18 protein-coding genes are annotated in these 26,654 nt (G+C 61.7%); 11 read left to right on the forward strand and 7 right to left on the reverse strand.

Annotated features, from left to right (window positions below):
* Window positions 1-54 precede the first annotated feature (54 nt).
* The 3 genes from OHL11_RS01240 to OHL11_RS01250 all read left to right on the forward strand — a co-directional run bounded on the left by OHL11_RS01240 (window position 55) and on the right by OHL11_RS01250 (window position 5,314).
* Window positions 55-2,646, forward strand: a complete 2,592-nt coding sequence (locus OHL11_RS01240) for an LPS-assembly protein LptD (protein WP_263369653.1) — start codon at window positions 55-57, stop codon at window positions 2,644-2,646.
* A 120-nt stretch (window positions 2,647-2,766) separates the two neighbouring features.
* The gene (gene alr / locus OHL11_RS01245) at window positions 2,767-3,939 is read left to right on the forward strand and encodes an alanine racemase (protein WP_263369654.1); all 1,173 of its coding nucleotides are present in this window, start codon (window positions 2,767-2,769) and stop codon (window positions 3,937-3,939) included.
* A 190-nt stretch (window positions 3,940-4,129) separates the two neighbouring features.
* Window positions 4,130-5,314 carry an alpha/beta hydrolase family protein gene (locus OHL11_RS01250; RefSeq protein WP_263369655.1) on the forward strand — a complete coding sequence of 395 codons (1,185 nt, stop codon included), beginning with the start codon at window positions 4,130-4,132 and terminating at the stop codon, window positions 5,312-5,314.
* A 278-nt stretch (window positions 5,315-5,592) separates the two neighbouring features.
* Here OHL11_RS01250 and OHL11_RS01255 read toward each other — a convergent pair whose 3' ends face one another.
* A complete protein-coding gene (locus tag OHL11_RS01255) occupies window positions 5,593-5,928 on the reverse strand; it encodes a hypothetical protein (protein WP_263369656.1) in 336 nt (111 codons plus the stop codon).
* A 126-nt stretch (window positions 5,929-6,054) separates the two neighbouring features.
* Here OHL11_RS01255 and glyA point away from each other — a divergent pair, with 126 nt between their 5' ends.
* The gene (gene glyA, locus OHL11_RS01260; protein WP_263369657.1) at window positions 6,055-7,317 is read left to right on the forward strand and encodes a serine hydroxymethyltransferase; all 1,263 of its coding nucleotides are present in this window, start codon (window positions 6,055-6,057) and stop codon (window positions 7,315-7,317) included.
* A gap of 72 nt (window positions 7,318-7,389) precedes the next feature.
* On the opposite strand, the gene OHL11_RS01265 is transcribed toward glyA, so the two are convergent.
* Entirely contained in the window at window positions 7,390-9,306 is a 1,917-nt protein-coding gene (locus OHL11_RS01265; protein WP_263369658.1) for an NHL repeat-containing protein, read from the reverse strand.
* A gap of 116 nt (window positions 9,307-9,422) precedes the next feature.
* On the opposite strand from OHL11_RS01265, the gene OHL11_RS01270 reads away from it, so the two are divergent.
* The 4 genes from OHL11_RS01270 to rpoD all read left to right on the forward strand — a co-directional run bounded on the left by OHL11_RS01270 (window position 9,423) and on the right by rpoD (window position 14,472).
* On the forward strand, window positions 9,423-9,713 hold the full coding sequence (locus tag OHL11_RS01270; RefSeq protein WP_263369659.1) for a hypothetical protein: 291 nt from the start codon (window positions 9,423-9,425) through the stop codon (window positions 9,711-9,713).
* Window positions 9,714-10,453: 740 nt separating this feature from the next.
* Complete coding sequence (locus OHL11_RS01275; RefSeq protein ID WP_263369660.1) at window positions 10,454-10,774, forward strand: hypothetical protein; 321 nt, start codon at window positions 10,454-10,456, stop codon at window positions 10,772-10,774.
* 289 nt (window positions 10,775-11,063) lie between these two features.
* Window positions 11,064-12,413: a TROVE domain-containing protein gene (locus tag OHL11_RS01280; protein ID WP_263369661.1), complete on the forward strand. Its 1,350-nt coding sequence runs from the start codon at window positions 11,064-11,066 to the stop codon at window positions 12,411-12,413.
* 346 nt (window positions 12,414-12,759) lie between these two features.
* The gene (rpoD, locus tag OHL11_RS01285) at window positions 12,760-14,472 is read left to right on the forward strand and encodes an RNA polymerase sigma factor RpoD (protein ID WP_263369662.1); all 1,713 of its coding nucleotides are present in this window, start codon (window positions 12,760-12,762) and stop codon (window positions 14,470-14,472) included.
* Between the two features lie 69 nt (window positions 14,473-14,541).
* On the opposite strand, the gene OHL11_RS01290 is transcribed toward rpoD, so the two are convergent.
* Both OHL11_RS01290 and OHL11_RS01295 read right to left on the reverse strand, forming a co-directional pair.
* Window positions 14,542-16,449 carry an NHL repeat-containing protein gene (locus OHL11_RS01290; RefSeq protein ID WP_263369663.1) on the reverse strand — a complete coding sequence of 636 codons (1,908 nt, stop codon included), beginning with the start codon at window positions 16,447-16,449 and terminating at the stop codon, window positions 14,542-14,544.
* A 332-nt stretch (window positions 16,450-16,781) separates the two neighbouring features.
* Window positions 16,782-17,843 carry a hypothetical protein gene (locus tag OHL11_RS01295; RefSeq protein WP_263369664.1) on the reverse strand — a complete coding sequence of 354 codons (1,062 nt, stop codon included), beginning with the start codon at window positions 17,841-17,843 and terminating at the stop codon, window positions 16,782-16,784.
* A gap of 231 nt (window positions 17,844-18,074) precedes the next feature.
* Here OHL11_RS01295 and OHL11_RS01300 point away from each other — a divergent pair, with 231 nt between their 5' ends.
* Both OHL11_RS01300 and OHL11_RS01305 read left to right on the forward strand, forming a co-directional pair.
* Complete coding sequence (locus tag OHL11_RS01300) at window positions 18,075-19,040, forward strand: glycosyltransferase (protein WP_263369665.1); 966 nt, start codon at window positions 18,075-18,077, stop codon at window positions 19,038-19,040.
* 35 nt (window positions 19,041-19,075) lie between these two features.
* On the forward strand, window positions 19,076-20,836 hold the full coding sequence (locus OHL11_RS01305) for an ArnT family glycosyltransferase (RefSeq protein WP_263369666.1): 1,761 nt from the start codon (window positions 19,076-19,078) through the stop codon (window positions 20,834-20,836).
* Between the two features lie 96 nt (window positions 20,837-20,932).
* Here OHL11_RS01305 and OHL11_RS01310 read toward each other — a convergent pair whose 3' ends face one another.
* Entirely contained in the window at window positions 20,933-21,166 is a 234-nt protein-coding gene (locus OHL11_RS01310; RefSeq protein WP_263369667.1) for a DUF3606 domain-containing protein, read from the reverse strand.
* A 119-nt stretch (window positions 21,167-21,285) separates the two neighbouring features.
* Between OHL11_RS01310 and OHL11_RS01315 the strand changes: the two genes are divergently transcribed.
* Window positions 21,286-21,774, forward strand: coding sequence for a DUF4142 domain-containing protein (locus OHL11_RS01315; protein WP_263369668.1), 489 nt, complete (start codon window positions 21,286-21,288; stop codon window positions 21,772-21,774).
* A gap of 315 nt (window positions 21,775-22,089) precedes the next feature.
* Here the strand turns inward: OHL11_RS01315 and OHL11_RS01320 are convergent, their stop codons facing one another.
* Window positions 22,090-23,421, reverse strand: a complete 1,332-nt coding sequence (locus tag OHL11_RS01320; RefSeq protein WP_263369669.1) for a metallophosphoesterase family protein — start codon at window positions 23,419-23,421, stop codon at window positions 22,090-22,092.
* Between the two features lie 180 nt (window positions 23,422-23,601).
* On the reverse strand, window positions 23,602-26,541 hold the full coding sequence (gene gyrA / locus OHL11_RS01325) for a DNA gyrase subunit A (RefSeq protein ID WP_263369670.1): 2,940 nt from the start codon (window positions 26,539-26,541) through the stop codon (window positions 23,602-23,604).
* Window positions 26,542-26,654 lie beyond the last annotated feature (113 nt).

Genomic DNA, 26,654 nt, shown 5'->3' on the forward strand with positions numbered 1-26,654 from the left:
CTCATAAGTACCATCGCGGCGTCCGGGTTTCATCAACATCTCGATGCACAAGAGGTGACGAAATCGGCACCTCCTCCCGTAACCGATGCGATAACGCCGCAGCAGCCCTCCGCAGAACTGCCTGATCTCAACGAGATACCCCGCGCTGTGCCCTTCGTGCGGACGCTCACACCCGAGGACAAGGCCGTCTTCGAGAGCGATACGCAGTCGCGCCACGGCGACCTAGTCCTGCTTGCCGGCAATGTCGAGATCAAGTACCACGGCCGCACCCTGCGCGCCGACTCCGTGACCTACAACGTCGCCACCGGCCAGATGACCGCCGACGGACACGTGCACGTCACCAGCGATGAAAACGACGAGAGCCTGACCGCGACCCACGGCAGCTACAACCTGAAGACCGGCCTCGGCCGCTTCTACGAAGTCAGCGGCTCGGTCGGAATGCGCGGCGGAGCTTCGACCGCCGGCTCCACGCCCACGGCGTTCCTCTTCAAGGGCAAGATGGTGGTCAAGAGCGCTCCCACGCGCTACGACGTCTACGACGGCTGGGTGACGAGCTGCGAGCTGCCCAAGCCTGACTGGGAGCTCAGCTCGCACCACATCTGGATGGACGGCGAACGCGCCGCGGCCTCCAACACGACCTTCCGGCTGATCAACGTGCCGGTGCTCTTTCTGCCCTACGTAACGCACCCGACGGACATGACCGCGCGCCAGAGCGGGCTGCTCGTACCGGTGATCAGCCAGTCGTCCACGAAGGGCATCGTCATCGGCGAGGGGGCCTACATCGTGCTCGGCCGCTCGGCAGACCTCACCGCGGGCTTTGAGTACTTCTCCTCGCGCGGCTTCTCCGAGTTCGGCACCTTCCGCTACAAGGGTCGCGGCATGGACTTCGCCAGCGCGCACTTCTCTGCCCTGCAGGACCGCGGCTACTACGACAACTACAACCACTACATCAACCAGGGTGGCGAAGACGTCACCGCCGCCTTCCGCCGCGACTTCAACGCGAAGTGGCGCGGCGTGGGTGAAGCCGAGTACCTCAGCTCGTACATCTATCGCGAGGCGTTCAACAACAACTTCAACCAGGCCGTCAGCTCCGATATCACTTCGCTGATGTATCTCTCGCGCACCTCGAACGGCTACGTTGCCGACGCGCGCTTCGAACGCTATCAGGGCCTGAAGCGCGTGTCATACATCAACACCGCGGGCGTGACGATTCCCGGCGAAGAAGTACGCATCTTCCACGCGCCACAGTTCGAGTTCAACTCGATCGATCACCACATCGCCAACACGCCGCTGCTCTGGAAGGTGAACTCCTCCTTCGGCGGCCTGAAGCGCATTCAGCCCAACTTCACCGATCACGGCGTCGTGCAGCGCTTCGACCTCTCCGGTGAACTTGCAGCGCCGTTCCACGCTGAGGGCTGGAACGGTACGGCTTCGGTCATCGCCCGCGAAACGGTCTATAGCCACAGCCGCAAGTCTCCCTACGGCGCGGCGGCCACGCCGGTGGAGTTGAACGATCCCGTCAACCGCGCTTCGCTGGAGATGAAGGTCGACCTGCGTCCGCCAGCGATCGAACGAACCTTTGAAGTTCCCGAGAAGCTGCAGAAGTTCTTCGGCACCGAGATGCGCCACACCGTCGAGCCGGAGATCCAATATCGCAACGTGCGCGGCATCGACAACTTCCTCTCGATCCTCCGCTTCGATGATGTGGACCTCGCCGCGAACACCGACGAACTCGAGTACGGCCTGACGCAGCATCTCTACTTCCGCCCGCGTCCGAAGAAGGACGCCAAGCCCGTCTCGCCCGAGTGCGAAGCCGAGCAGGAGAAGCTGGACGCAGAGGGCACGCCCTCTGCCTTCGCCGATGCTGCAGGCGACTCCTTCCTGCCGACCAACGATGGCAACGGCATCGCCTCTGCGGATGACACCGCAGCCGCACCGCCACTGCGCTCGCACCACGGACACAACAACTGCGCCGTGCAGAAGCCGCAACAGCAGGAATGGTTCTCGTGGAAGCTTGCGCAGAAGCACTTCTTCGACCCCACCTTCGGTGGCGCGGTCATCAACAGCCGCCGCAACGTCTTCGACTCCACGCTCTCGCTCTCCGGCATCGCGTTCCTCACCGAAGCTCGCGACATTTCGCCGCTCATCTCGCGCATGAGGCTGCGCACCTCGTCACACACCGACATCGCGTGGGACTTCGATCTCGACCCCGGTGCGAAGCGCTTCACCAGCTCGAACGTGTACATCGATGCGCATGAAGGCCAGTGGTTCGGCGGCCTCTCCTTTGCAGACCTCAACGCACCCGGTCGCTTTTACTCCATCCAGATCAACTCGACGAACAACACCGGCACGCTCACCTCATCGGCGAACTCCACCTTTGCGCAGATGCGCGTGCTGGGCGGCTATGGCACGCCGACGAAGCCCGGCTTCTCCGCCGCGGCCAACGCAGGACTCGACCTGCGACTCGACAGCCTGCAGTACGGCTCGCTGCAGACGAACTACAACTGGAACTGCTGCGGCGTCTCCGTGGAATATCGCAAATACGAACTCGGCTCGACGCGTAACGAAGGCGTCTTCCGCTTCTCCTTCACGCTGATCAACATCGGCACGGCGGGCAATCTGCGGCGGCAGGAACGCATCTTCTAGCACCCGCACGAACGCATCTCGTACGCGCACGAACGGGTGCCCCAGGTCTCGCCTTTGAGACCTGGGTTTGCAGAGAACTCCCGGGAAGCCACCCCCACTTCCGCAAGCCGCAATGCTGTAATGAAGACAGTGAAGAGTTGGATTGAAATCTCCCGAGCGGCACTCGCGACGAACTTCGCAGCGATCCGCGAGGTCGTCGGCGCAGACGTTGAAGTGCTGCCCGTCGTGAAGGCCGACGCCTATGGCCACGGCGCCGCCGGCGTGGCTGCGGCGCTCGTCGAGGCAGGCTCGCAGTGGCTCGGTGTGACCGACACCGAAGAAGGCCTGCAGGTACGCGAGACCGTGGGAGCTGCTACGCAATTGCTCGCGATGGTGGGCATGGAAGCCGAGGACGCCGACACGATCGTCATGGCCAACCTCACACCGTGCATCTGGACCGCCGCGCATGTGCAATGGCTCGAAGAGGCCGCGACCGCACAACAAGGCGACGTGCGCGTTCATCTCGAAGTCGAAACCGGAATGGCACGGCAAGGCGCTGCCCCGGGCGAAGAGCTCCGCGAGGTACTGCAGGCGTTGCAGCAAGCGAAGCATGTGGTGCTCGACGGCGTGATGACGCATCTCTCCGAGAGTGAGGTGCGTGACTCTGCGATCACGCGTGCACAGCTTGAGCGCTTCGACGCCGCACTCACGCAGGTACACGAACACGCGCTGCAGCCGCGCTGGATCCATCTTGGCAACAGCTCGTCGATTGACGAAGCCTCAACGCTTGCATGGATTCAACAACGCGCCGCAAGCTTACGCGCCGCAAGCTTCCACGCGCGCGCCATGGTGCGCCCCGGCTACGCAACGTACGGCCACTGCCTGCCCCTCAGCGGCAACGGCGAGGCCCATCTCGCAGCGAAGCTCACACCCGCGCTCACGTGGAAGACACGCATCATTGGCCTGCGAACCATCGAGGCCGGTCGCACCGTCGGCTACGGCTCCACCTTCGTCGCGCAGGCGCCGATGCAACTTGCGCTGCTGCCCGTGGGCTACTCCGACGGCTTCCGCCGCGCCGCGTCCTCAGGCCTCGGCAACGGCTGGGTGATGATTCACGGCCAACGCGCGAACGTTGTGGGGCGCGTGTCGATGAACCTGCTCGTCGTCGATGTCACCGCCATCGCGAACGCAAGCATCGGCGATGAAGTCACGCTGCTCGGCGAAGGCGTCACCGCCGAAGACCACGCAATCTGGGCCAACACGATCGGCTACGAGATCCTCTGCGGCATCAAGGCCCGCGCGATCCTCAAGTAAGAACCGGGTGCCCCACGTCTCGCTTTTGAGACCTGGGTTCCCAGAGACACATCCGTTCCTCGGATAACGGAACCCCTGAAACATCCTCGCTCTCCCACGTCTCGGAAAATCGAGACGTGGGGCACCCGTTCGAGGTGGCTCGATTCTTGCGAACGCACGAAGTTGTTAGCGGCTTCGTTACACTAGAAGGATGCTGTCTGGGCTGTATGCAAAGTGGATGTACGCGTGGGAAACTGCGCTGACGACGCGTGATGAAAACCGCATCGAGCGACCGCTCGAGTGGGGCTTCGATCGCCTGCCCTCCGTAGGCGGAGACGAAATGGCCGCGCGCGTCGAGCGGGGCGAGATCTCCGGCCTCGACGCGATGATCGAGCTGAACGAGCGCATCGTCGCCAACCCCGAGGCGTACTTCAGCTACACCACGCCGACAGACTTCCGCATCGAGCAGCATCACCCGCAGCTCTTCCCCACCAACGTCCGCCCCGAGACGCTCGAGCAGGAGCGCGAGTGGCATCGCCGCGCCGAAGTGGGCGAGCTGCGCAAAGAACCGTTCCTGCGCTTCACCTCTGCGGTGCACACGAAGTATCCCGAGAACGACACCGTGAACGCGCGCTGGTACGAAGCCACGCCGCGCCCCGGCAAGCCGAAGCAGGCGATGATCGTGATGCCGCAGTGGAACGCTGACGCGTTCTCACACAACGCCTTCTGCGAGATGTTCAAGTGGTGGGGCATCAGCTCGCTGCGGCTCTCCAAGCCGTACCACGATGCGCGCCGCCCGGCTGAGCTGGAACGCTCCGACTACGCGGTGAGCGCGAACGTCGGTCGCACACTCGAAGCCAACCGCCAGGCTGTTGCCGACATTCGTTCCTGCATCGACTGGCTGCAGTCGCAGGGCTATGAGCAGATCGGCGTGCTCGGCACGAGCCTCGGAAGCTGCTATGCATTCCTCGCAGCAGCGATGGACGCGCGCATTCAGGTCTGCGCGTTCAACCATGCCTCCACGTGGTTTGGCGATGTGGTGTGGGAAGGCCAAAGCACGCGACACATTCGCTCGGCGTTTGAGCACAGCGGCCTCACCCAGGACCTCACACGCAAGATCCTCGCTGGCGCAAGCCCCATGAGCTACATGGACCGCTTCGCCGCCCACCCCAAGCGTGCGCTGGTCGTGCACGCGACCTACGATCTGACCTTCCCGCTGGAGTTTTCGCTGGATGTGCTGAAGAACTTCAAGGAGCACAACATCGACTTCGTTTCGCGCGTGCTGCCCTGCGGGCACTACACCACGGGCGAGTTCCCGTACAAGTACATGGACGGCTACTTCGTCGGGCACTTCATCTGGAGCAGCTTCAAGCGGCTGCACGAACGCAGCGCATAGAGCTACTTCGCTGCAGCTTCCTGTGCAATGTCATCCTTGCGCAACTGACGCTGCGAGACGATGCATGGCGCGAGCACCATCCCCACAAACGCCGCTGCCAATAGAAGATCGCCCATCGCTTCCAGCTCCTCAAGCGCAGAGTTTCATGCGAGCCGTGCTCGCGAACCCTGACGCTGCTTCTTTGTTCTCACGCGCAGCACCTGCCGGTCGAGCGATTTCAGACGCGGGTACTTCAGCTCGCCAGTAACGAAGCAGTCAATGAACAGGATGATGCGGGGTTACGAGAAGAGTCGGCGGAGACGCGTGGACCAGTTCGCGGGTTCAGGCCGTGTCAACGTGAGCGGCTTCATGCAAAAGACATTCGCACGTGCTGCACGACGCTGTGCCATGCGCTGCTCGGCTTCCTGCACGATGCGCTCGGCAGCGGCCTGCGTGTCGGCCACGAATTGCTGACCACCTACCACCGACAAACCACGATGACGACGCTGCATCGCGGGCGGCAGCATCGCTTCTTCAGCGACGGCCTGCACGATGTGGCCGACAGGCAGCACCATCAAGTTGCTGGAAGCGGCAGCGGCCATCGGCATCGACTCGAGCTTGCGTGCGTTGATCACATCTCTATGCTCGCGGCTCGCAGTACGACAAACCATTCCCTGCCCGGCGCAGTGCGGCTGCAACCTCTGTGACAGCCCCTCACCAATCCGGGTAAGCAGGGGGTTACCGGGCGATACACTAGAGTCATGCCGATCGACCTGAATGCCACGCTTGCCGCTGTAGACCCCGAAATTGCTGCGCAAATCGCGCACGAAGCCGAACGCCAGCACGAAGGCCTGGAGATGATTGCCAGCGAAAACTTCGTCTCGCGCGCCGTGCTGGAAGCCGCCGGCACCGTCTTCACCAACAAGTACGCCGAGGGCTATCCCGGCAAGCGTTACTACGGCGGTTGTGAGTTCGCCGACGTCGTCGAAAACATCGCACGCGACCGCGCCAAGCAGCTCTTCGGCGCCGAGCACGCCAACGTGCAGCCGCACTCCGGCTCGCAGGCCAACGCCGCAGCCTACATGACGATCATCGAACCGGGCGACACCGTGCTCGGGCTCGACCTCGCCAACGGCGGACACCTCACCCACGGCCACAAGCTGAACTTCTCCGGCAAGCTCTATCGCATCGTCGGCTACAAGGTCCGCCAGGACACCGAAGTCATCGACTACGACCAGCTTGAAGAGCTCGCCGTGGCGGAGAAGCCGAAGGTCATCGTCGGCGGTGGTTCGGCGTATCCGCGCCAGTTCGACTTCGCCCGCATGCGCGCGATCGCGGACAAGGTCGGTGCGAAGCTGATGATCGACATGGCGCACTTCGCGGGCCTCGTTGCCGGCGGCGCGCATCCTTCGCCGGTGCCGTATGCCGACATCGTAACGACCACGACGCACAAGACGCTGCGCGGACCGCGCGCGGGCCTCATCCTCTCCAGGCAGGAACTCGCCGCCGGCATCGACCGCTCAGTCTTCCCCGGCCAGCAGGGCGGCCCGCTGATGCATATCGTCGCGGCGAAGGCCGTGGCCTTCGGCGAAGCGCTGCAGCCTGAGTTCAAGACTTACGCCGCGCAGACCGTCGCCAACGCCAAGGTGCTCGCCGAGGCGATGCAGGGCGAAGGCTTCCGCGTCATCTCCGGCGGCACGGACACGCACCTCATGCTGATCGACGTCTTCGCCAAGGGCATGCTCGGCTCCGAGGCCGAGGTCGCGCTGGGCAAGGCGGGCATCACGGTGAACAAGAACGCGATCCCCTACGACACGAACCCGCCGATGAAGCCCTCGGGCATCCGCATCGGCACGCCTGCGCTGACCACGCGCGGCATGAAGGAAGCCGAGATGAAGACCATCGCCGGTTGGATCGCCGAAGCGCTCGAGAACCGCAACGACGACGCCAAGCTGAAGGACATCGCCGGCCGCGTCACCGAACTCGCCGAGCAGTTTCCGCTCTACGAGTTCCTCCGCGCGTAACCGCATCCTCAGGAACCGCAAGCAACAAAGAGGCCGCAATACGCGGCCTCTTCGCTTTGTCGAACTACAACCCTACGGCAGCGTGCCCGGCGTGAGCGCCTGCAGGTACGCAGGCGTCTTCACCGGACCGGCAGCGCCGATGACCTCACCCGTGGTCGCACCAGCGATCCACACGTTGCCCGAGGCGTCGATCGCCAGCCCCTGCGGGTTCGTGATGCCCGGCGTGAGACTGATCGCCTCATTGCCGGTCGTGCCCGGCTGCTGCACCAACTGCGCGGTGGCCCTGTTCAGCGTCCACGCCTGGTTGCGCCCATCGATCGCGATGCGAGTACCGCTCACCGGCTGCGTCGTGCAGGTGTAGGGTGTGTTGGTCACCACGCACACGCGGTCCGGCTCCCACAAGTTGCCGTTCGCGTCGAAGGCCACGTCACCATAGCCGGAGTTCGACGACCCCACCGTGTAGCTGGTGACGTTCGTGTAATAGTTCGCGGAGCTGTTGGAGAACATCGACGCGGGCAGCTTGGCGACCGTGCCGTCTTCGTTGCTCGTCCAGAGATTGTTGCTCGGGTCAAAGGCGATGCCCGTAGGCGTCCGCGGCCCGCGATAGGCGAACCACAACGAGCCGGTAGCGGTGCCCGACGTGCTCGAGAGCCTGCTCCAGCCGACGCCGGAGTTGGAGGCGCTCGAGGGATAGATGTACGTCTGAGCCACGTCACCCAGCGAGCTCGTAGCGAGACCCAGCATCGACGCGCCTACCTTCGAGGAGTTGTACGCCAGGCTTCCGCTCGCGCTGTACGCCTGACCGAGCGCATCGCTATTCACCCAAAGGTTGCCGTTGCGATCAAACGCCATGCCCTGCGTACTCACCGCCAGGCTGCCAAATCCTGTTCCGGATTGTAACGCCCCAGCCGGGCTGCGCTTGTCCAGCAGACCATAGAAGGCCTGAGAGCTGTTGATCGCCTGCATGCCGACCCACGCGTTGCCCGTCGCGTCGATCGCCACGTTCGCCCCCGTGCCGTAGCTGTTGCCGAGCGCGTAGGAGACCGTCAACGTGAAGTCAGCAGGTGCCACACTCAACGCCGGAGCAAACGCTGCCGTCGCCGGAGGAAGGTTGAACAGGGCCGTTACGTTCGCCGTTGGCGCGTGCGCCATGTTGATGGCCGCACTGGCCGTGTCCGTGGGCTGCGTGCCGTCGGCGGCCACCGCGTCGCTCTGCAGCGTGGTGCAGACAGAGGACGAGGCCGTGCCGTTCACACACGCGGCCAGAATGTTGGCGATCGTATTGATCGTGGCGGCAGGAACGACACCCGCGCCGATCGTCGCGGTCGGATTGTTCGAGTTCGGGTCCCGTACGCCGGGCATCGTGGACTTTGCTGTGCCGGTGCCGAGGTCCACCAGCGTCGACGCCGTGGCAAATGCGTTCGCCAGCCCGGTCGCCGCGTAGCTGGTGCCCGACGCCGCCACATGCGTGCTGTCCGTGGCAAAGCCCGCCAGCGCGTAGGCCGCCGCTACGGTCGTCACTTCGTTCATCCAGATGTTCGGCACCGTGTCCGCGAGCGTGCCGCTGCTGGGGCATTGGCCCAGCACGGCCATCATGCCGGCCATCTCGTTGTCCTGACCGGTGCCGGGGTCGCCGCCCTGCCCGAAGAGGTACACCTGCTGGCCTGCCGTGCAGGTGTAGGCGCCGCTCAGCGAAAAGAAGCCGGCCTGGTCGGTGGTGGTGTAGTACCAGCCGTTGGAGCTGTCCTGCTGCGTGCTGGAGCCAGCGTTGAGCAGAGAGACGGAGGAGCTTCCATACCCTGCCGTGGACGCCGCCAGCAGATAAAGCCGCATGCCGACAACCGGTTGTTGACCGCCATAGGCATGGCCCTGAAGATGTCCCAGCGGTTGAGAGGTGGGGGTTCCGTCGGGGGCAAAACTCGTCGAGCAGCCAGTGCCGAGCCAGGCAAGAGCCGAAAGCGCGGCGAGCGCAAAGGGGGCAGTACGCATCGGGAAATCTCCTGAGGGTGTTCTTTCGGGTCACGATACACCCAGCAAATCCCCCGGAAAAGCGCGATTTTATAACCGCTTTCGTTTCCCTCACTTGCCCACGCTAGGCTAGAGGCGTGAGACTTACCGCAAAACCACGCGCTGGCATGGGCGTTCGCGAAGGCGCACGCGCCGTCACCACCGAGCCGGGCTATAAGAACCCGAACCGGCAGATCGTCGTGAACAAAAACGGCGCGCCTTCGACCACACGCGACAACCAGATCGTCTACCGCCTGCGCTGTGAACTCTGCCAGCACGAGTACGGCTGCAATGGCATGGACATCAAGGCCCGCCTCTGCCCGAAGTGCCAGGGTGGAACCGCAGGCGAGCCGCTGCGCGACGATGCTTCGCAGGCTTCACTCTTCTAGCAGGAGAGTACTCTCGCGGAGTCAGCCGGATAGAGTTAGTCCGCGAGAATACAAAATATTCCGAAATATTTTCTCTATTTCTCTTGCTCTTTCTATAGAGCCATGAGACAGTTGTCCTTGCGTAGGAGACTTACCCCGATGATGACTTTCATCCAAAATTCGAAGCCAAAGGCGCCTGAAGCGATCAGCTTTCCGGGCGGCCGCCGGGGTTGGCTCCATTTCATTTCCCCGCGCTAATCGCGGCTCCTACGCATCCCAGAGAGCACATCGTTAGCAGGCCCTCGTCTATCCGTGGCGCATTCCATGGTTACTTCATCGGTGGAAGCTTCCCTTCGCGGGGAAGTGGGTTCGACTCCCAACTACCCATGGAAGCCTATTCCCGGATAGACAGCGCAAGCACGCAGACTACCTTGCAAAGTAGTCTGCGGTAGAGAAACCGTGTCCGTGGCGAAGAAGTGAGTTACTTCTCACCCACTAGCAGGATTGAAGCCCTGCACACAGAGGAAACTCTGTCTTTACTCACTTCACTACAATCCCGGACACGGATTGCGCTCCGTGTTGACGCGCCGGTGGCGCAGAAGACGGTTCCTTCGCTTGAAACGCGGGAGTCGCAGGTTCAAATCCTGCCGCAGGGAAACCTGCGTGGATTAGCGGCCCAGATCGCCTAAACCGTCTTCGACTTATCCCCCGGCGCTAACTTACTCGAGAAGCCTCGAGTTAGAAAGAGATTGTGTGTCCAGATGGGCAACATTTTCGTGAAAGATGGAACACCCAGCGGCTCAGGCAGTCTGTGTCGCACGTGCTCCAACGCTATTCTGATCCGCGGTTATCGCGAGAGTGAGCAGATCACGCTCTGCGAAAAGCCGTACCAGACCATGACCTTGCCGTTCCCCGTATACGAGTGCTCGGGCTACTACGACAAGAACCGTCCCGGCTGGGACCAGATGGAAAAGCTCGCAATCAACGTGGTTCCGGGGCCTTTGAAGCCGGTTGGCTTCAAGGTCGGCATCAACACCGAACCGCGTTTGAAGGTCGGCGTCACAGAAGAAGACGACGAATAACCTCAACCCCAGTCGCCGGTGGCGAAGGCAACGGATACTTCGGTAGAGCGCTGCGCTTGCGCAGAGGTCGCAGGTTCAAATCCTGCTGCGGAGAGTACCCCGCATAGCTCAGTCTCTTCTCCGTGCCAACTTATTCCCCGGCGAGGAAGTTACCAATTTCTACTTCGGCCCGAGTTGCGGAGTATCCGCAACTCCAGCCGAAGTGCGCCTAAAAACGTGCTGAATCCTTCAGCCTCAACCCACAAACCTGTCGTTACCAGCACTACGGAAAGGAGGTCACGACAACGAAATGAAACTGAATATCCTTAACCTGAAGTTCTCCAAGCCGCTCTTCACCTCACCGCGCACGCACGAAGGCGCGCCCGCGCCGGTGCTGACGCCGGAGCAGAGCCTGCGCCGCTCGGTGCTCGCCTGCATGTTGTGGGAGGACGAGTTCTACGAGGGCGGCGTGACCATCGCGAACCGCATCCGTGAGCTGGTGCCGCAGGTGGCGCCCGAGAGCGTCGCCGCGCTGGCCGTGGAGGCCCGCACCCGGATGAAGCTGCGTCACGCGCCGCTCTTGCTGCTGCGCGAAATGGCGCGTCACGCCTCGCACCGCGCGCTGGTGGCCGAAACGCTGGCTGCCGTCATTCAGCGCGCGGACGAGCTGGCGGAGTTCGTCGCGATCTACTGGGCCGAGGGCAAGGCACCGCTCTCGGCCCAGGTGAAGAAGGGCCTCGCGGCCGCCTTCACCAAGTTCGACGAGTACACGCTGGCGAAGTACGATCGCGCCGGTGCGGTGCGTCTGCGCGACGTGCTCTTCCTCTCGCACGCAAAGCCGGTTTCGGCCGAGCAGGCGGAGCTGTGGAAGCGCCTGATCGACGGCGCGCTGGCAACGCCGGATACCTGGGAGGTCGCGCTCTCGGCCTCGGGCACGTCGCCCGAGACGAACAAGCGCGAGGTGTGGGAGCGTCTGCTCGCCGAGCGCAAGCTGGGTGCGCTGGCGCTGCTGCGAAACCTGCGCAACATGCTGCAGGCGGGCGTCGGTGAGCAAGCGCTGAAGACCGCGCTCGCCGAGCTGAACACCGCTCGGGTGCTGCCGTTCCGCTATCTGGCGGCGGCCCGTCACGCTCCGCGTCTCGAAGAGGCGCTGGAGGCCGTGATGCTGCGCTCGGTGAACACCGCCGAGAAGCTGTCCGGGCGCACCGTACTGATGGTCGATGTGTCGGGCTCCATGATCGCGCCGCTCTCGCGTCGTTCCGAGGTGCTGCGTACCGACGCGGCGTATGGTCTGGCCGTGCTGCTGCGTGAGCTTTGCGAGCAGGTGAGCATTTACACCTTCTCCGAGCGCACGTTGCTGGCGCCCCCGCGTCGTGGCTTCGCGTTGCGTGATGCGCTGGCGAACAGCCAGCCGAACCACGGAACGTACCTCGGCCGTTCGCTGGATGACGTGGCGGCGATGGAGCCCGGCACGCCCGCGCGAACCATCGTGCTGACGGATGAGCAGTCGCACGACCGCGTCGGCGCGCCGCTGGCTGCGCGAGGCTACATGATCAATGTCGCCTCCGCGCGCAACGGCGTCGGGTACGGCAACGGCTGGTCGCACATCGACGGCTTCTCCGAGGCCGTGGTGGAGTACATTCGCGCGGCGGAAGCCTAGCTGGCTGCTGCCATCGCCCCTTGCGGGTGGTGGCAGCAGTGCATCGTATATGGGTTGCATCCGGGCTGCATCTTTTTCCACAATTTTCCGTCTAATTTGGTAGACTGGTTTTCGCTGGAGACGTGCGCCTTGAGTGCCGGAAAGCCTTCCCTGCGCGGATATTTGATCCGCCAAATGTGCTTCGGTCTGCGCCCGCGGCTTTGACCGCAACCCAATGTCCCGCGAACCCCGTCTGAACCCAGGGAGAGCTGTCTGCGCACGGATGACCTGCGCGATTGAATCCCAAAGAATTTTCCGCCCGCGCCGCTGACAGCTCACGCGCAAGGGGCGTTTGAGGAGTGCACAAGTGGCTGAAGAAATCGATAAGTACGAAGAAGACGTAGACCGGATCATCGAGACGGGCAAAGAGAAGGGCTTTCTCACGTTCGGCGACGTGAATGACATGATCTCGGGCGACGTGACGAACTCCGATCAGCTCGACGATCTGTTGATGACGATCAACACGCAGGGCATCGACGTGTTGAACTCCGAGTCGCGTCGTTCGCGCCAGGAGATCGAGCGCGACAACGAAGAGCCCGAGGAAGACGAAGACGTCGAACTCGACCTGACGCCCGGACAGCTGGAAAAGACCAACGACCCCGTCCGCATGTACCTGCGCGAGATGGGCACGGTGCCGCTGCTCACGCGCGAAGGCGAAGTCGAAATCGCCAAGCGTATCGAGCGCGGCCAGCTGCGCGTGATGAAGGCGCTGGCTCGCTCGGCCATCGTGATCCGCGAGATCGTCGGCCTGGGTGAAGACCTGAAGCGCGGCGTGCGCAACATCAAGGAAGTCGTCACCTTCGACGAAGAAGAGCTGACCGAAGACATTCTTGCAGCGCGCGTCAAGGCCACCGTGAAGGTGATCGACGAGCTCGTCAAGCACCAGAAGAAGGCTGCTGATTACGAAGCCAAGGCTGCCGACCCGCAGGGGAAGGACGCGAAGGCCAAGGACAAGGACAAGCGCAAGAACCGCTGGCTGATGGGCCGCGAGCTGGTGAAGGTTTCGCGCGTCGTGCGCGAGCTGAAGTACACCAATGCCGAGAAGAAGCGCCTGCTCGACCGCGTGAACAAGTCGGTCGACTCGATGCGTACGCTCGAGCGCCAGATCAAGGCGCTGGACGTGAAGTTTGAAGCGTCGAAGAGCGAAGAGCTGAAGAAGGAGTATCGCCGCCAGCAGAAGAACTGCCGCGCCGATCTCGATCGCCTCGAGCTCGACTCGGGCATCTCGACTGAAGCACTCAAGCGCACGCAGCGCGAGATGATTCAGGGCGACATGGACGCCGAGCGCGCCAAGCGTGAGCTCATCGAGGCGAACCTTCGTCTCGTGGTTTCGATCGCGAAGAAGTACACGAACCGTGGCCTGCAGTTCCTCGACCTCATCCAGGAAGGCAACATCGGCTTGATGAAGGCCGTGGACAAGTTCGAGTACCGCCGCGGCTACAAGTTTTCGACGTACGCGACGTGGTGGATTCGTCAGGCCATCACACGCGCGATCGCCGATCAGGCCCGCACCATTCGTATCCCGGTGCACATGATCGAAACGATCAACAAGCTCATCCGCACCTCGCGTCAGCTGGTGCAGGAGCTTGGCCGCGAGGCTTCGTCGGAAGAGATCGCCAAGCGCATGGATATCCCTGTCGCGAAGGTCCGCAAGGTCCTGAAGATCGCGCAGGAGCCCATCTCGCTCGAGACGCCGATCGGTGAAGAGGAAGATTCGCACCTTGGAGACTTCATCGAAGATCGCATGGCCGTCAGCCCGTCTGACGCCGTGATTTCGGTGAACCTGAAGGAGTACACCTCGCAGGTGTTGCGTACGCTGACCCCGCGCGAAGAGCGCGTGATCAAGATGCGCTTCGGCCTCGAAGACGGCTCCGAGCACACGTTGGAAGAGGTCGGCCAGAGCTTCCAGGTCACCCGCGAGCGCATCCGCCAGATTGAAGCCAAGGCCCTGCGCAAGCTGCGTCACCCGTCGCGTTCGCGCAAGCTGAAGGCGTTCGTCGACGGCGTGAAGGAAATGTAATTCCCTGTTCCTTGCGAGCAACAAGAAGAGCCCCTCGCGAGATGGGCTCTTCTTGTCGCTGCGTGGATCTTACGGACGCGTGGCGTGCCTCGTCGGCGAAACAGGCGTCGCCTGGGGAGTCGCGATACCCACCCACTGGATGAGGTGGTTCGTATCATCCACGGTCCACGCATTGCCAGAGGCGTCGAGCTGCACCGCACCTTCGGCGTTCGCATCGGAGTTCGGGTCCCGATAGCCGGTCGATGGCGAGACCGGCACGATCACCGGGCTGGAAAAGCGAAGCTGGCTCAGCGAAGGTGTGCCATTGTTCGACACCCACACCGAACCGTTGGCATCCACCTGAAGGCCAGAGGGGTAGCTCAAGCCACCGGTACTCGGGTCATACGCGGTGGTATTGCCTGCGGCCTGGTTGATGCGCGCAATCGCGCTCGAGTTGAAGTCGACGACCCAGGCAAACCCACTCGCATCGAAGTCCACCCAGGCGGTAGAAGTCATGTTCGCCACCGAAAGAGGTCCGCCAAAATTGGGCTGGCCTGACGGTAGGAATGCGGAGACCGTCGTATTGCTATTGGCCGTCCAGATGGTGGCGTTCGAAATGGAAACCCAGTTTCCACCATACAGGCCAGAGGCTGAAGCCGAGTCTGCGCTCGCGTCGTCCGTAAACGGCCCGAGAGTTCTCACCCCATTGGTCAACGCCATCAGATATCCCGAAGCATTGGATGAAGACGCAGACGTAATCCAAAGCCGCCCGCTCGTATCGAAAGCCAACCCGGCGCTGAGAGTACCTGCCACATAGCCTGACGGCGCATATCCGTTGGCCGACACCACACTGCCCATGCTCGTGAACTCGGAGATCACGTTGGCGCCGGCATTCTTCACCCAGATGTTTCCGAGGGAGTCGATGGCCATACCCGTCGGCTCATTCAGACCACCGCCCGTGAACCCACCAGGGGAGGCCACCACACCCTGCGGCGAAAACTTGCTCAGCGAATTGCCGAAGTAGTTGCTCACCCACACGTTTCCAGTCGCATCCACAACCGTCATAAAGCCGCCGTTCAGGCCGCCGCCGGTATACGAGACCGGCAGTGCGAAGTCATTCGGCGCAGCCGTCAGGTGCGGCAGAAAAGCCGTTCCCACACCTGTCTGCAGGCCATAGAGCGCGGAAGTGTTGCTGCCAGGGTTATGCGCGATGTTGATTGCGGCCGTAGCCGTATCCGTAGGGATGGTGCCGCTCGAACCCGCGCTCTGCGCATTGCTGAAGAGCGTCGAGCAAGCGGAGGAGTTCGAACTGGCAGTGTTCACGCAAGCCACCAGAATGTTCGCCAGCGTGTTGATCTTCTGGTACGGCACCGTGCCGATATTGCCGATCCCCGTCACGCTACCGGGCGTCGTCTGGTTCACCACACCGGTGCCGACATTGACGAGATTCTTGAAGTTCGCCGCTGCATTCTGGAGGCCGACCAGTCCCGCCGCCGAACCGCTGTATCCGATATGCGTCGCGTCCGTGGCAAAGCCCGAGAGAGCGTAAGCCGCAGCCACCGTCGTCACCTCGTTGACCCACACATACGGCGTCACCGCAGCGAGCGTTCCGCCGCTCGCAGGGCAGACGCCCAGCACCGACATCATGCCGATCGCCGGATTCACCGCCGCGCCCGAGTTGCCGCCAAGCGTGTAGAGATAGACCACCTGGTTCGCATCGCAGGTGTAATCGCCGGTGAGCGAGAAGCCACCGCCGGCATCCGTGGTGACGTAATAGCGGCCATTACTGTCCGCCGTTGTGTTGCTGGCCGCGGTCAGCAGCGACTTCGAGGCGTTCGCGGTCGAGGCCGTAATGCCCGGGCCGGCGTAGGCCGTCGCATTCGCTTCCAGCAAATACACAGCCGCACCGCTAACGGGGTTTTGACCGCCGTACATCGTGCCCTTCACCGCGCCAATGCTGCTGGTCGAGGTATCGGTGCCGAGATGGGCGGTGGACATTGCGCAGCCTGAGAGCGCAACACACGAGGCGAGCAGAGCGAGTTTCAGCGTTTGGGTGGCAGGGTTTGGCATGGCCGATCCGATTCTCATGGGGGTTGAATGAGAGAGGTGCACGCGCTCACATTTCCGGTGAGAGCGCATAGAAAGGATGGCACGATTTTATCGCCCGGCGACGGTACGAAGGACGAAGAGTAAGCCAGAAACCGCCCGAGGAACCCACGCTGGTCTGAATCGGGAGGCCTCGCACCCGACCAGCGCTGCCTGCCTCCGCGCAGCAGAAAGGGCCGCGATGAACTTCATCGCGACCCTCGCCTGTTTGCGTTGGTGCAGGACTAGCGGTGTCCGCCACCGCCGCCACCGTGGAAACCACCACCGCCGCCGCCTCCGTGGAAGCCGCCGCCTACGGCCGCTCCGCTGTGGAGACCGCCGCCGCCACTGAAGCCGCGGGTGCCGCCGAAGCCGCGTCCACCGTAGCCACGGCCACCATAGCCGCCACGATAATAACCGCCGCCGCGATAGTATCCGCCGCCCCAGCCGTAGCCTACGCCGTACCAGCCGTAACCGGGATATCCCCAGCCCCAACCCCAGCCGGGATAGCCCCAGCCGTAGCCGTAGTAATCGTAGGGATAGCCGGCATAAGCGCCGTAGCCATACGGGTAACCGTAGCCGCCGTAGTATGCGCCGTATCCGCCGCCCGGGCTGTAGCAACCATCGCAGCCGTTATCGACCATGGCTTCGCTTCCGCCGTAGTTGGCCTGCGCATCCATCGTGTCGGGGCCGCCGGTCCACGGCAGAATGTCCGCACGCATCTGCGAGTCATACAGGTCGTCCGGATGCGGGTGCTCACCGAGCACCACACCCTGGCCTTCTTTCACCGACTTGCCGTCGGCGTTCGGCGGAGCGCCCGGGGCGAAGGCCTTCGCCTCGCCATGCAGCACCGCCAACGTGTTGGTGTCTGCGTTCAGCGTGTAGAAGCCGTCCTTGATCAGGTCGGCCTGCCCGCCGGGCAGATCAACGAGAATCAGCGATCCCTGAGCCGGATTGTGGATCATCACGTTCGCCTTACCGTGATCGAGGCGCAGTTCAACGTGGTTTGTGTCCTTGGAGACGACCGCCAGCTTCGCATTCGTCAGCACGCGAACGCCCTGCATCGGATTCAGCACGGTCGACGCGCCTGCTCCTCCCCGATGCACGGGGCGGCGCGGCGGCGGCGCGGGAGCGCCCTGCTGGTCGTCGGAGTAGTAATTTTGATCGGGCGCAGCTTGCGGCGCGGGGGCAGACTGAGCGGCGTATCCACGCTCAATCGGCGCAGCGTCCTGCTGCGGAACTTGGGCAAATGCAGCAGTGCTCGCGAGCGCCCAACCCGCGAGAAGCAGCTTGTAGTTCGAGTTCATTGCTTCAATCCTCTATAGGTTTAGACGCTATTTTTCCGCAGGAGTCGCGGTCCTCATCCCTTCGGATTGTCGTTTTGTCGCAACCCGCCCGAAACAAGCCGGTTGTGAGTGGCTTCTGCCGAGGGGACAGGATATGCTTGCCCTACCACCACAACAGGAAGCAATTCCCCCGCGAGCCTTTTTCGGTTGCGGTACGGAAGACTCGAAACGCACCTCGACCGCCGGGTATTCATGAAACGTCTCTGCATCATCACCCCTGTTTTCAACGACTGGACATCGTTTCGCATCCTGCTCGGCAAGCTCAACGCCGTGGCCGCGGAGCAAGGCCTTTCGCTGGAAGTGAAAGCGGTAGACGACGGCAGCAGCGATCCGATCACGCCGCTGCTCGAGCAAATGCCGGAGTTGAGGGCCCTCGCAGGCGTGGAGGTCATCCACCTCGGCGTCAACATCGGTCATCAGCGAGCGATCGCCGTCGGCCTTTGCGCCGCAGCGGAGGAAGAGGGTATCGACGCCGTCGTAGTGATGGACGCCGATGGCGAAGATCCTCCCGAAGCCATTCCAACGCTGCTCGCAGCCGTGCAGGACCCCGAGCACTTCTGCGTCGTGGCACAGCGTCGCCGCAGAACCGAAACGTTCACCTTCCGCGCCTCCTATGTGATGTACCGCCTGCTCTTCTTCATCGTCACTGGCAAGAAGATCAGTTTCGGCAACTTCTCTGCGATGTCCATCGCGCAGGCGAGACGACTGACCCTCGTCTCGGAACTCTGGAACCATTTGCCCTCCGCCGTACTCCGCTCCCGCATTCCGATTACTCAGGTGCCGGTGGACCGTGGCTATCGGTATGACGGCCGCTCGAAGATGAACTTCGTATCGCTCATCGTGCACGGGCTCAGCGGCATTTCTGTATACGCGGACGCGATCTTTGTGCGCCTGCTGCTGTTTTCGGTGCTCTTCGCTGCGGCCACAGCCGTGGCGATTCTGATCGTGACCGCGCTTCGGTTCTTCGTGCCTCAGCACGCCACCCCCGGCTGGGCCACCGAAGTGAGCTTCAGTATGGTGATCATCCTTTCGCAGGTAGGACTCACCGCACTGTCCTCCATCCTGATGCTGCTCAACAGTCGGGTCCAGCGACAGGTTCTACCCAAATTCGAGTACAAGCCTTACATCTTGAGCCGCCGCCAGCTTTGGCCGCGCTGAGCTGAGGGCGAATTGATCTTCAGGAGAATCAAGCGTTGAAGCAGCGCATCCCCTCTCTCGTTCCGACGCTGCTTTGCGTCTTGTTTCTTCCTCTCTGCGCATTCTTCATCCACCCGTGGGTGGAGATCGGTGTGGTCGATGACGAATCGTACATCCGCTCTGCACAGCTTCTCGCGCAGACAGGACACATCGTCTACAACGGCTGGGCAACGGCCTGTCTCGGCTGGCAACTTTACGTCGGCGCCCTCTTCATCAAGCTCTTCGGTGCGTCCCTTACCGCGCCGCGCATCGGCACCCTGATCGTCTCGCTGGCAACAGCCGGCCTGATGCAGCGCCTGCTTGTGCGCATGGGTCTGCGCCGCTGGAGCGCGGCCGCAGTCACGCTCACGTTCCTGTCCTCCGCCACGTGGTTCGCTGTCACCTTCACCTTCATGTCGGACGTGTACGGCATGTTTGCGCTGCTCGGCTGTCTTTACTGCTGCGTTCGCGCGCTGCAAACAGCCAACGATCGACATGCGACCTGGTGGATCTGCATCGCGGCGCTCTCCAACGGCATCGGTGGTTCGGCAAGGCAGACCGCATGGCTCGGCGTACTTGTACTCGTGCCGTGCACACTGTGGTTGCTGCGCAAGAACCGCTCTGCGCTGCTGGCGGGTATTCCGTGCATGTTGCTCGGCATCGCAACGATGCTGTGGTTCCTGCATTGGTATAGCCACCAGCCTTACGTAATTGTCGAGCACCTTTTGCCTGCCGTGACTCCGGGCATGAAGCTGCTGGCGATACGACTCGTGGAGTTCGTCATCGCCACGAGCTTCGAAACGCTGTTGCTTGCGATGCCGTTGCTGATCGCGCTGGCACCAGCGGTCTTCCGCCAGCGCCGTGCGCAGATCGCAGCCGGTATCTGGCTGCTCTTTGCCGCTGCGCGACTTACCCAGCTTGCACATCATCACAAGCTCTTCGTCTGGGAGATCCCATACGCGTACAACAACTTCTTCGAGCACGGCTTCATCTACTTCAGCTCGTATCTTGGCACCGCGCCGCTGCTCATCACGCCTGTGATGAAGCATCTCTTCCTGCTCTTCATGCTGATCACGCAGGTCGCGTTGATCGCTACGTGCTTCAGCAAGCCTGCGAGCCGCGACAAGATCGAGAGCGCATCGAACGAACCGCCTGTAGGCCGTCGGCTGAGCGGATATGAGTTGGTCGTCTTGCTCGGCCCGTGCGTGCTGGCTTATTGCTTGCTGCTGATTCCACGCTATGTCGCCATCGCGATGAACCTCGATCGCTACATTCTCGTGCCCAACTTTGTGTTGCTCTTCGCCGTGGTTTGGATCTACGAGCAGCGCCTGGCGTACAGGTTGCCGCGCACCGCATGGGTAACGATTCTGCTCTTCGCGGTCTTCTACGTCGCCGGCGTACGCGACGCGTTCACGCTCTTCCGCGCACAGGCTCAGATCCTCCAACAGACGCAGAACGCGGGCGTTCCGCGAACGGCGATCGACGGCGGCATCCAGTACAACACCTGGACGCAGATCACCACCGTTGGCTATCTGAACGAGCAGCGAATGCAGAATCCGTCCAACTTGTACAAGCCCATGCCGGACGTTGGTGACAACGATCCCTGCCAGACGGAACACATGGAGCTGACCCCTGTAGTTCGAGCGCAGTACGTCGTCTCCTTCGACCCAAACGCCTGTAGAGGCCTCGCGCCCCAGTTTGCGCCGGTACATTTCGAGACGATCTTCGCCCCGCATCAGCGTACGCTCTACATAGTGAAGGGACCCGCAGCGCGGTAGCGGCTCTTCGGCTGGCGACCTCTGAGCTCGGCACCTCCGGGAAGCTTGAACGCAAGAAGGGCTCGGCGCTAGCCGAGCCTTTCTACGTTTGCGAGCCTACTTCTTGAGCGCGTGGCGGATCTTTTCGACGTGCGTGCCGTGGACGCGAACCAGCTCATGCAGCTTGTCTCCCGAAACGCCGAACTCGTGGGACCAATAGGCGATGTCGGAAGCCAGCTTCGGGTTGATCTCCTTAGGGTCGTGCGGGCCCTTGTGCTGCTCTTCGTGGACGGCCTGCGGCTGGTGCTCTTTCGACTTCTGCTCGTGCTCATGGGTCTCGTGCTTCGACATGCTCACCTCTTTCCTTCCTCTGTGTGGATGAGTGAAACGCGGGTCGGGATGTCTCGGCGGTCGGCGTGGCGCGAATCGGCATCCTACCGAGAACCGCGACTGCGGTGGAGGCGATGACGATGCGGAAGTTTGCTTTGGCAACGGCAGGGGTGGCGATGGGATTGGCAAGCGTGGCCTGGGCAGCGACTCCGGCGTCAGATGCGGACCGCGCTTTTGTGGCGAAGGTGTCGCAGGGCGGCGCGTACGAGGTCGAAGCGGGCAAAGTTGCCGCGATGCGCGGACAATCGCCCGTGGTGCAGAACTTCGGCATGCTGGAAACGCATGACCACGAGGGCGTCGGCGCGGGTCTGAAGCGCATTGCGGGCGAGACCGGCGTGCCGATCGCAGGAACGCTCAACGCGGAGTTCTCCGCACGGCTGGCGAAGCTGAAAGCCGTCCCCGCTGCGCAGTTCGACGCGTACTACATCGGGGACATGAAGCAGATTCACAACAAGGATGAAGGCTTGTTCCTGCAGGAGTCCACAGAAGGTTCCGCGCCCTACAAAGCCTGGGCCCACGAGACGGCCGTGTTGGTGAAGGCCCATCTCGGCTGGCTTAACACGCTGTAGGCTCGCATAATCGCGATTGCTGGCAAATGAGAACGGCTCGGCATTCTCCGAACCGTTCGTGCGTTTGCCCGCAAATCACGTAATCAGAGATAGCGGTGTGGTGACATTTGGCTTTTGTGATGTTTGATTTGGTTTGGCTTGCTAAACTTGCCGGTATCCAGGCGAATGAGAGGTTTCCCCGTCTTGCCCGATAAGGGACCATGTGCCCCAAAAGTTATCGCGTTTCACAAGAAAATAACCAGAGCATTAATACAGAAGCGGCCTTGAAATAGTCCGCTTCTGTATTGCTGATAAGTCTCAAATGCGTTCTTAGCTTCAGCTACTTTTCGTTCCTACCCCGATTTGATCGCCAGCCAACCACGCTTCTTCATAGCCAACAACTCCATCTTCATCGATATATTCGACATGGATTCGCTCTTCATCGATAGTAAGCAGTGCGAACGAACTAATCGCAACAACACCTTTGTCTTCGAAGGAGCGACGGTTCACCCACTTCCAAGGAGCGCAGGCTGCGCCACTCTCGTCCTTCGCAGGTTCGGCTTCCTCTTGCGGATGATGACCGATTGCACCGTTGCCTATAAGGCGAGCGCGGAAAAGAGCAGAAGTGACATCATCTCTATACACTGTGCAGCGGTGCTCGTGACCAAAGAACCAGCCATAAATAGCGCCCAAGCGTGTCTCTTGCAGGAGTTGGCGAGCTTCGTTCATCAATGCCTGGGCGGCAACTAGTTCCGAAAGGTGCGCCGAGACAGGTTGATTGTGACTGAGCAAAATATTTCGCTTCGCCGGGTTTTCGGTGATACTTTGCTTCAACCAGTCCCATTGCACTTTGAGGCGATCATCAACGCAGCCTCCGCTTATGCTAAAAGGAACATAAGCCGTATCCAGCCCTTGGAATTGCCAATGTTCGTTATAAAGCGTGAAATAACTCGCTTCTTGACCGAAAGCGGGAAGAACCATAGTGAAGTAAGGCTTTCCCAAGGAATACATCTCATGGTTCCCGTTCAGTGCAAAACTCTTCGCTTTGGCTGGCTTCCCATCCTCACCCTTGAGGGGCCAGTTTTTCAGAAACGTCTCGCATTCGCTTGAGGAGCCGGAGTAATAGATATCACCTAGATGAATTACATAATCGGGGTTGTACGTCATTGCCTGAGCAGCAACATTTTTAGCGTGGTCGTTATCAGCCCCCCAGTCACCTAGTAGTGCAATCTTGCACTTATTCGGTATCTCAATTCGACTTGCTTTTGTAGCCTTCTGAAATGGGAATTTCCCATTGAGATGTTCAAGGATTCCCTTTATTCCAGCGGGTATCCATACAATCGGATTTCCTTCTGAAAAGCCTTGTAGCTCGGGCATAACATTAGCTTCAAAACTGGACTGGATGATCCCTGCCGCGTCTTCGCGAGAATGGAAGGCATGCCCTTGGGGCTGCGATTCTTCCTCGACGTTTTTGATCGAGTCCATCAGTTTCTTGATTGCGGCTTGACGGCGTTCTTCTGTTGATAATTCACTGGGTACATCTGCCTGATTGAGCGCGGCAGTGGTCTTCGAATCCTTATCTTGAAGGGCCTTCAACATCTGGTGCATTCCCTTCAAGACATCATCTTTGCTGGCAGGGTTAAGTGTTTCATTATTTCCTTGAGCCACGTCAAAACCTCCTTGAAGGTCAGATACATCATTCTGGAAATTAATCTTGCTTATGCAGAGTCCAATCGTTGTTCCGCTATTGTGACCTTACTCCGATGGGCCTGTGGAATAGCGTCGCGGAAGGAATCATCACACAAAGGCCCGGCTAACGCCGGGCCTTTGTGTTGGTAATGAATGCAACTACTGAATTGGCAGTTCGCCTTCGGTGGTGCCGTTGGGGCCTTGGTCGGGGGGGATGACCATGGCGGCGGCTACCTTGTCGGCGTCGTCGAGGTCGAGGAGCTTGACGCCCATCGTCGCTCGGCCCGCCGCGCGCACCGTCTTCGTGTCGATGCGGATGATCTTGCCGAATTGGCTGATCACCATCATCTCCGTCGTGTCGTCCACCAGCTGGATCGTCGTGACCTTGCCGATCTTCGGGGTCGTCTTCATGTTGATGACGCCCTTGCCGCCGCGGGTCTGCAGACGGTATGCGTCCACGTCCGTGCGCTTGCCAAAGCCGTTCTCGCTGACCGTGAGGATGAGGCACGGGGTGAGGCCGAGCTTTTCGTCGAGCTGCGCGAGCTTCTCGCTGGCTTCTTCCGAAACCTGCGGGGCTGCCGGGGTGTCGTCGCCTTCGGCGAGGGTGAGCGGCTGCGATGCGGCCGAGGTGGTCGCTTCGTCGATCGCGGCTTCCGCCTGCTCCTTGAGACCCGCGGCCGCGGCCAGGGCGAGACGCTGCTTGTTGCGCGCCTCATTGCTGGGCGTGGCGACGGCGCCGATGACGTAATCGCCCTTCTTGAGCGTGATGCCCTTGTTGCCGTAGGCCGGGCGGCCCATGGCGCGGAGGTCCTGCTCGTTGAAGCGGATGGCCATGCCCTCGCGCGTGGCGAGGAAGATGACCTGCTCGCCGTCGGTCATGCGCGCGGTGACGAGTTCGTCGTCCTTATCGATGCCGATGGCGATGATGCCGCGCGCCATGACGTTCGAGAAGTCCTTGAGCGCGGTCTTCTTTACCGTGCCGTTCTGCGTGGCGAAGAGGACGTACTTGTTCTCCTCCTCGAGGTTGCGGACCGGCAGGATGGTGACGACCTTTTCGCCGGGCTGGAGGTCGATGAGCGAAGCCATCGCCTTGCCCTTGCCGGCTGCGCCGACGTCGGGGATCTCATACACCTTGAGCCAGTAAACGCGGCCCGAGTTGGTGAAGCAGAGCAGATACGCGTGCGTGGAGTCGATGATGAGCTGCGCGACGACGTCTTCCTCGCGCGTCTTCATGCCCAGGCGCCCGGTGCCGCCGCGCTTCTGCTGGCGGTAGGTGGAGATGGGCGTGCGCTTGAGGTAGCCGGTGTTGGAGACGGTGACGGCGACCTGCTCGTCGGCGATGAGATCTTCGAGCGTGAGCTCGGTGGACTCGTCGACGATGGTGGTGCGGCGCTCGTCGCCGTACTTGTCGCGGATGTCCTCGAGCTCCTTGATGATGACGCGGCGGAGCTTCTTTTCGCTGGCGAGGATGGACTCATACTCGGCGATGTTGTCGCGGACGATCTTCAGCTCATTGAGCAACTCGTCGATGGAGAGCTGGGTGAGGCGATAGAGCTGCAGTTCGAGGATGGCGTCGATCTGGCGGTAGCTCAGGATCAGCGTGCCACCGTTGGTGAGCGCCTGCTGCGCGTTGATCGAACCCGCGTTCATGTCGATGTTGTACTTGGCGGGGTCGAGCGAGACGCCGGCGATCTCCGTGCCGCGCAGGTTGATGCGGCGGTTCGAGAAGTAGGCGAAGAGGTTCTCACGAGCGTCCGCACGCGAGGACGACTGGCGAATGATCTTGATGACCGTGTCGAGATGGTCGAGCGCGATCTGGTAGCCGAGCAGGATGTGCTCGCGCTCGCGGGCCTTGCCGAGCAGGAAGGCGGTGCGGCGGCGGACAACGTCGATGCGGTGATCGAGGAAGGCCCAGAGAGCGGCGTCGAGCGAGAGCTCCTTAGGCTGGTTGTTGTGCACAGCCAGCAGAATCATCGAGAACGATTCCTGCATGGAGGTGTGCTTGTAGAGCTGGTTGAGCACGATTTCGTGCTGTGCACCGCGTTTGAGCTCGATGACGATACGCATACCGTCGCGATCGGACTCGTCACGTACGTCGCTGATGTCGTCGATGATCTTTTCGGTGACGAGTTCGGCGATGCGCTTGATGAGGTTCGACTTGTTGACCTGGTATGGGATCTCGGTGACGATGATCGCTTCACGGCCGCCGGTGATGTTTTCCTTGGCGCAGCGGGCGCGCATCATGAAGCGCCCACGGCCGGTGCGGTAGGTCTGGACGAGGTTGCCCTTGCCGTAGATGAAGCCGCCGGTCGGGAAGTCCGGACCCTTGACATGCTCGAGCGCGATCTCGAGGTCGGAGCGAACCTCACCCTTCTCCTTGTTGAGAAGAGCGATGGCGGCGTTCAGCGTTTCGGTGAGGTTGTGCGGCGGGATGTTCGTCGCCATACCGACGGCGATACCCGCGCCACCGTTCACGAGCAGGTTCGGGATCTTCGCTGGAAGCACCGAGGGCTCGGAGGTGGATTCGTCGTAATTCGGGGTGAAGTCGACGGTGTCAGAGTCGATGTCCGCAAGCATTTCGCCGGCGAGGCGGGTCATGCGGGACTCGGTATAACGCATCGCAGCCGGCGGATCGCCGTCAACCGAGCCGAAGTTGCCCTGGCCGTCCACGAGCGGGTAGCGCAGCGAGAAGGGCTGCGCGAGGCGCACCATGGTGTCGTAGATGGCCGAGTCGCCGTGCGGGTGGTAGTTACCCATCACGTGACCGACGACCTTCGCGGACTTCGTGTACTTCTTGTTGAACTGGAGACCCATCTCCTGCATGCCGTAGAGCACGCGGCGATGCACGGGCTTGAGGCCGTCACGCGCGTCGGGGAGGGCTCGGCCAATGATGACCGACATGGAGTAGTCGAGGTACGACCGCCGCATCTCCTCTTCGAGGTTGATCGAATTCATGAAGAGCGCGCCGGGGCCCGTGGGCGCGCCGGGGCCGTCTCCGCCAGCACCGCCGGGGGGCGGATTGTTGGAGTTTGCATCCTGCGCCGAAGGAGGATCGTTCGGGTTCGCGCCGAGAGGGAGAGAGTTCTGATCGTCAGCCATGGGTCAGCTTTGATTATACGAGTTTTGTTCGCCGGATTTCCGCTTTTACGCCGATAGCTCGAGTATGGAAAGCAGAAGGGCCAGCCTCTCGGCTGGCCTCCTCTGGTAGTGCA

The organism is Granulicella cerasi (assembly GCF_025685575.1).
GTDB classification, from domain to species: Bacteria; Acidobacteriota; Terriglobia; order Terriglobales; family Acidobacteriaceae; genus Granulicella; species Granulicella cerasi.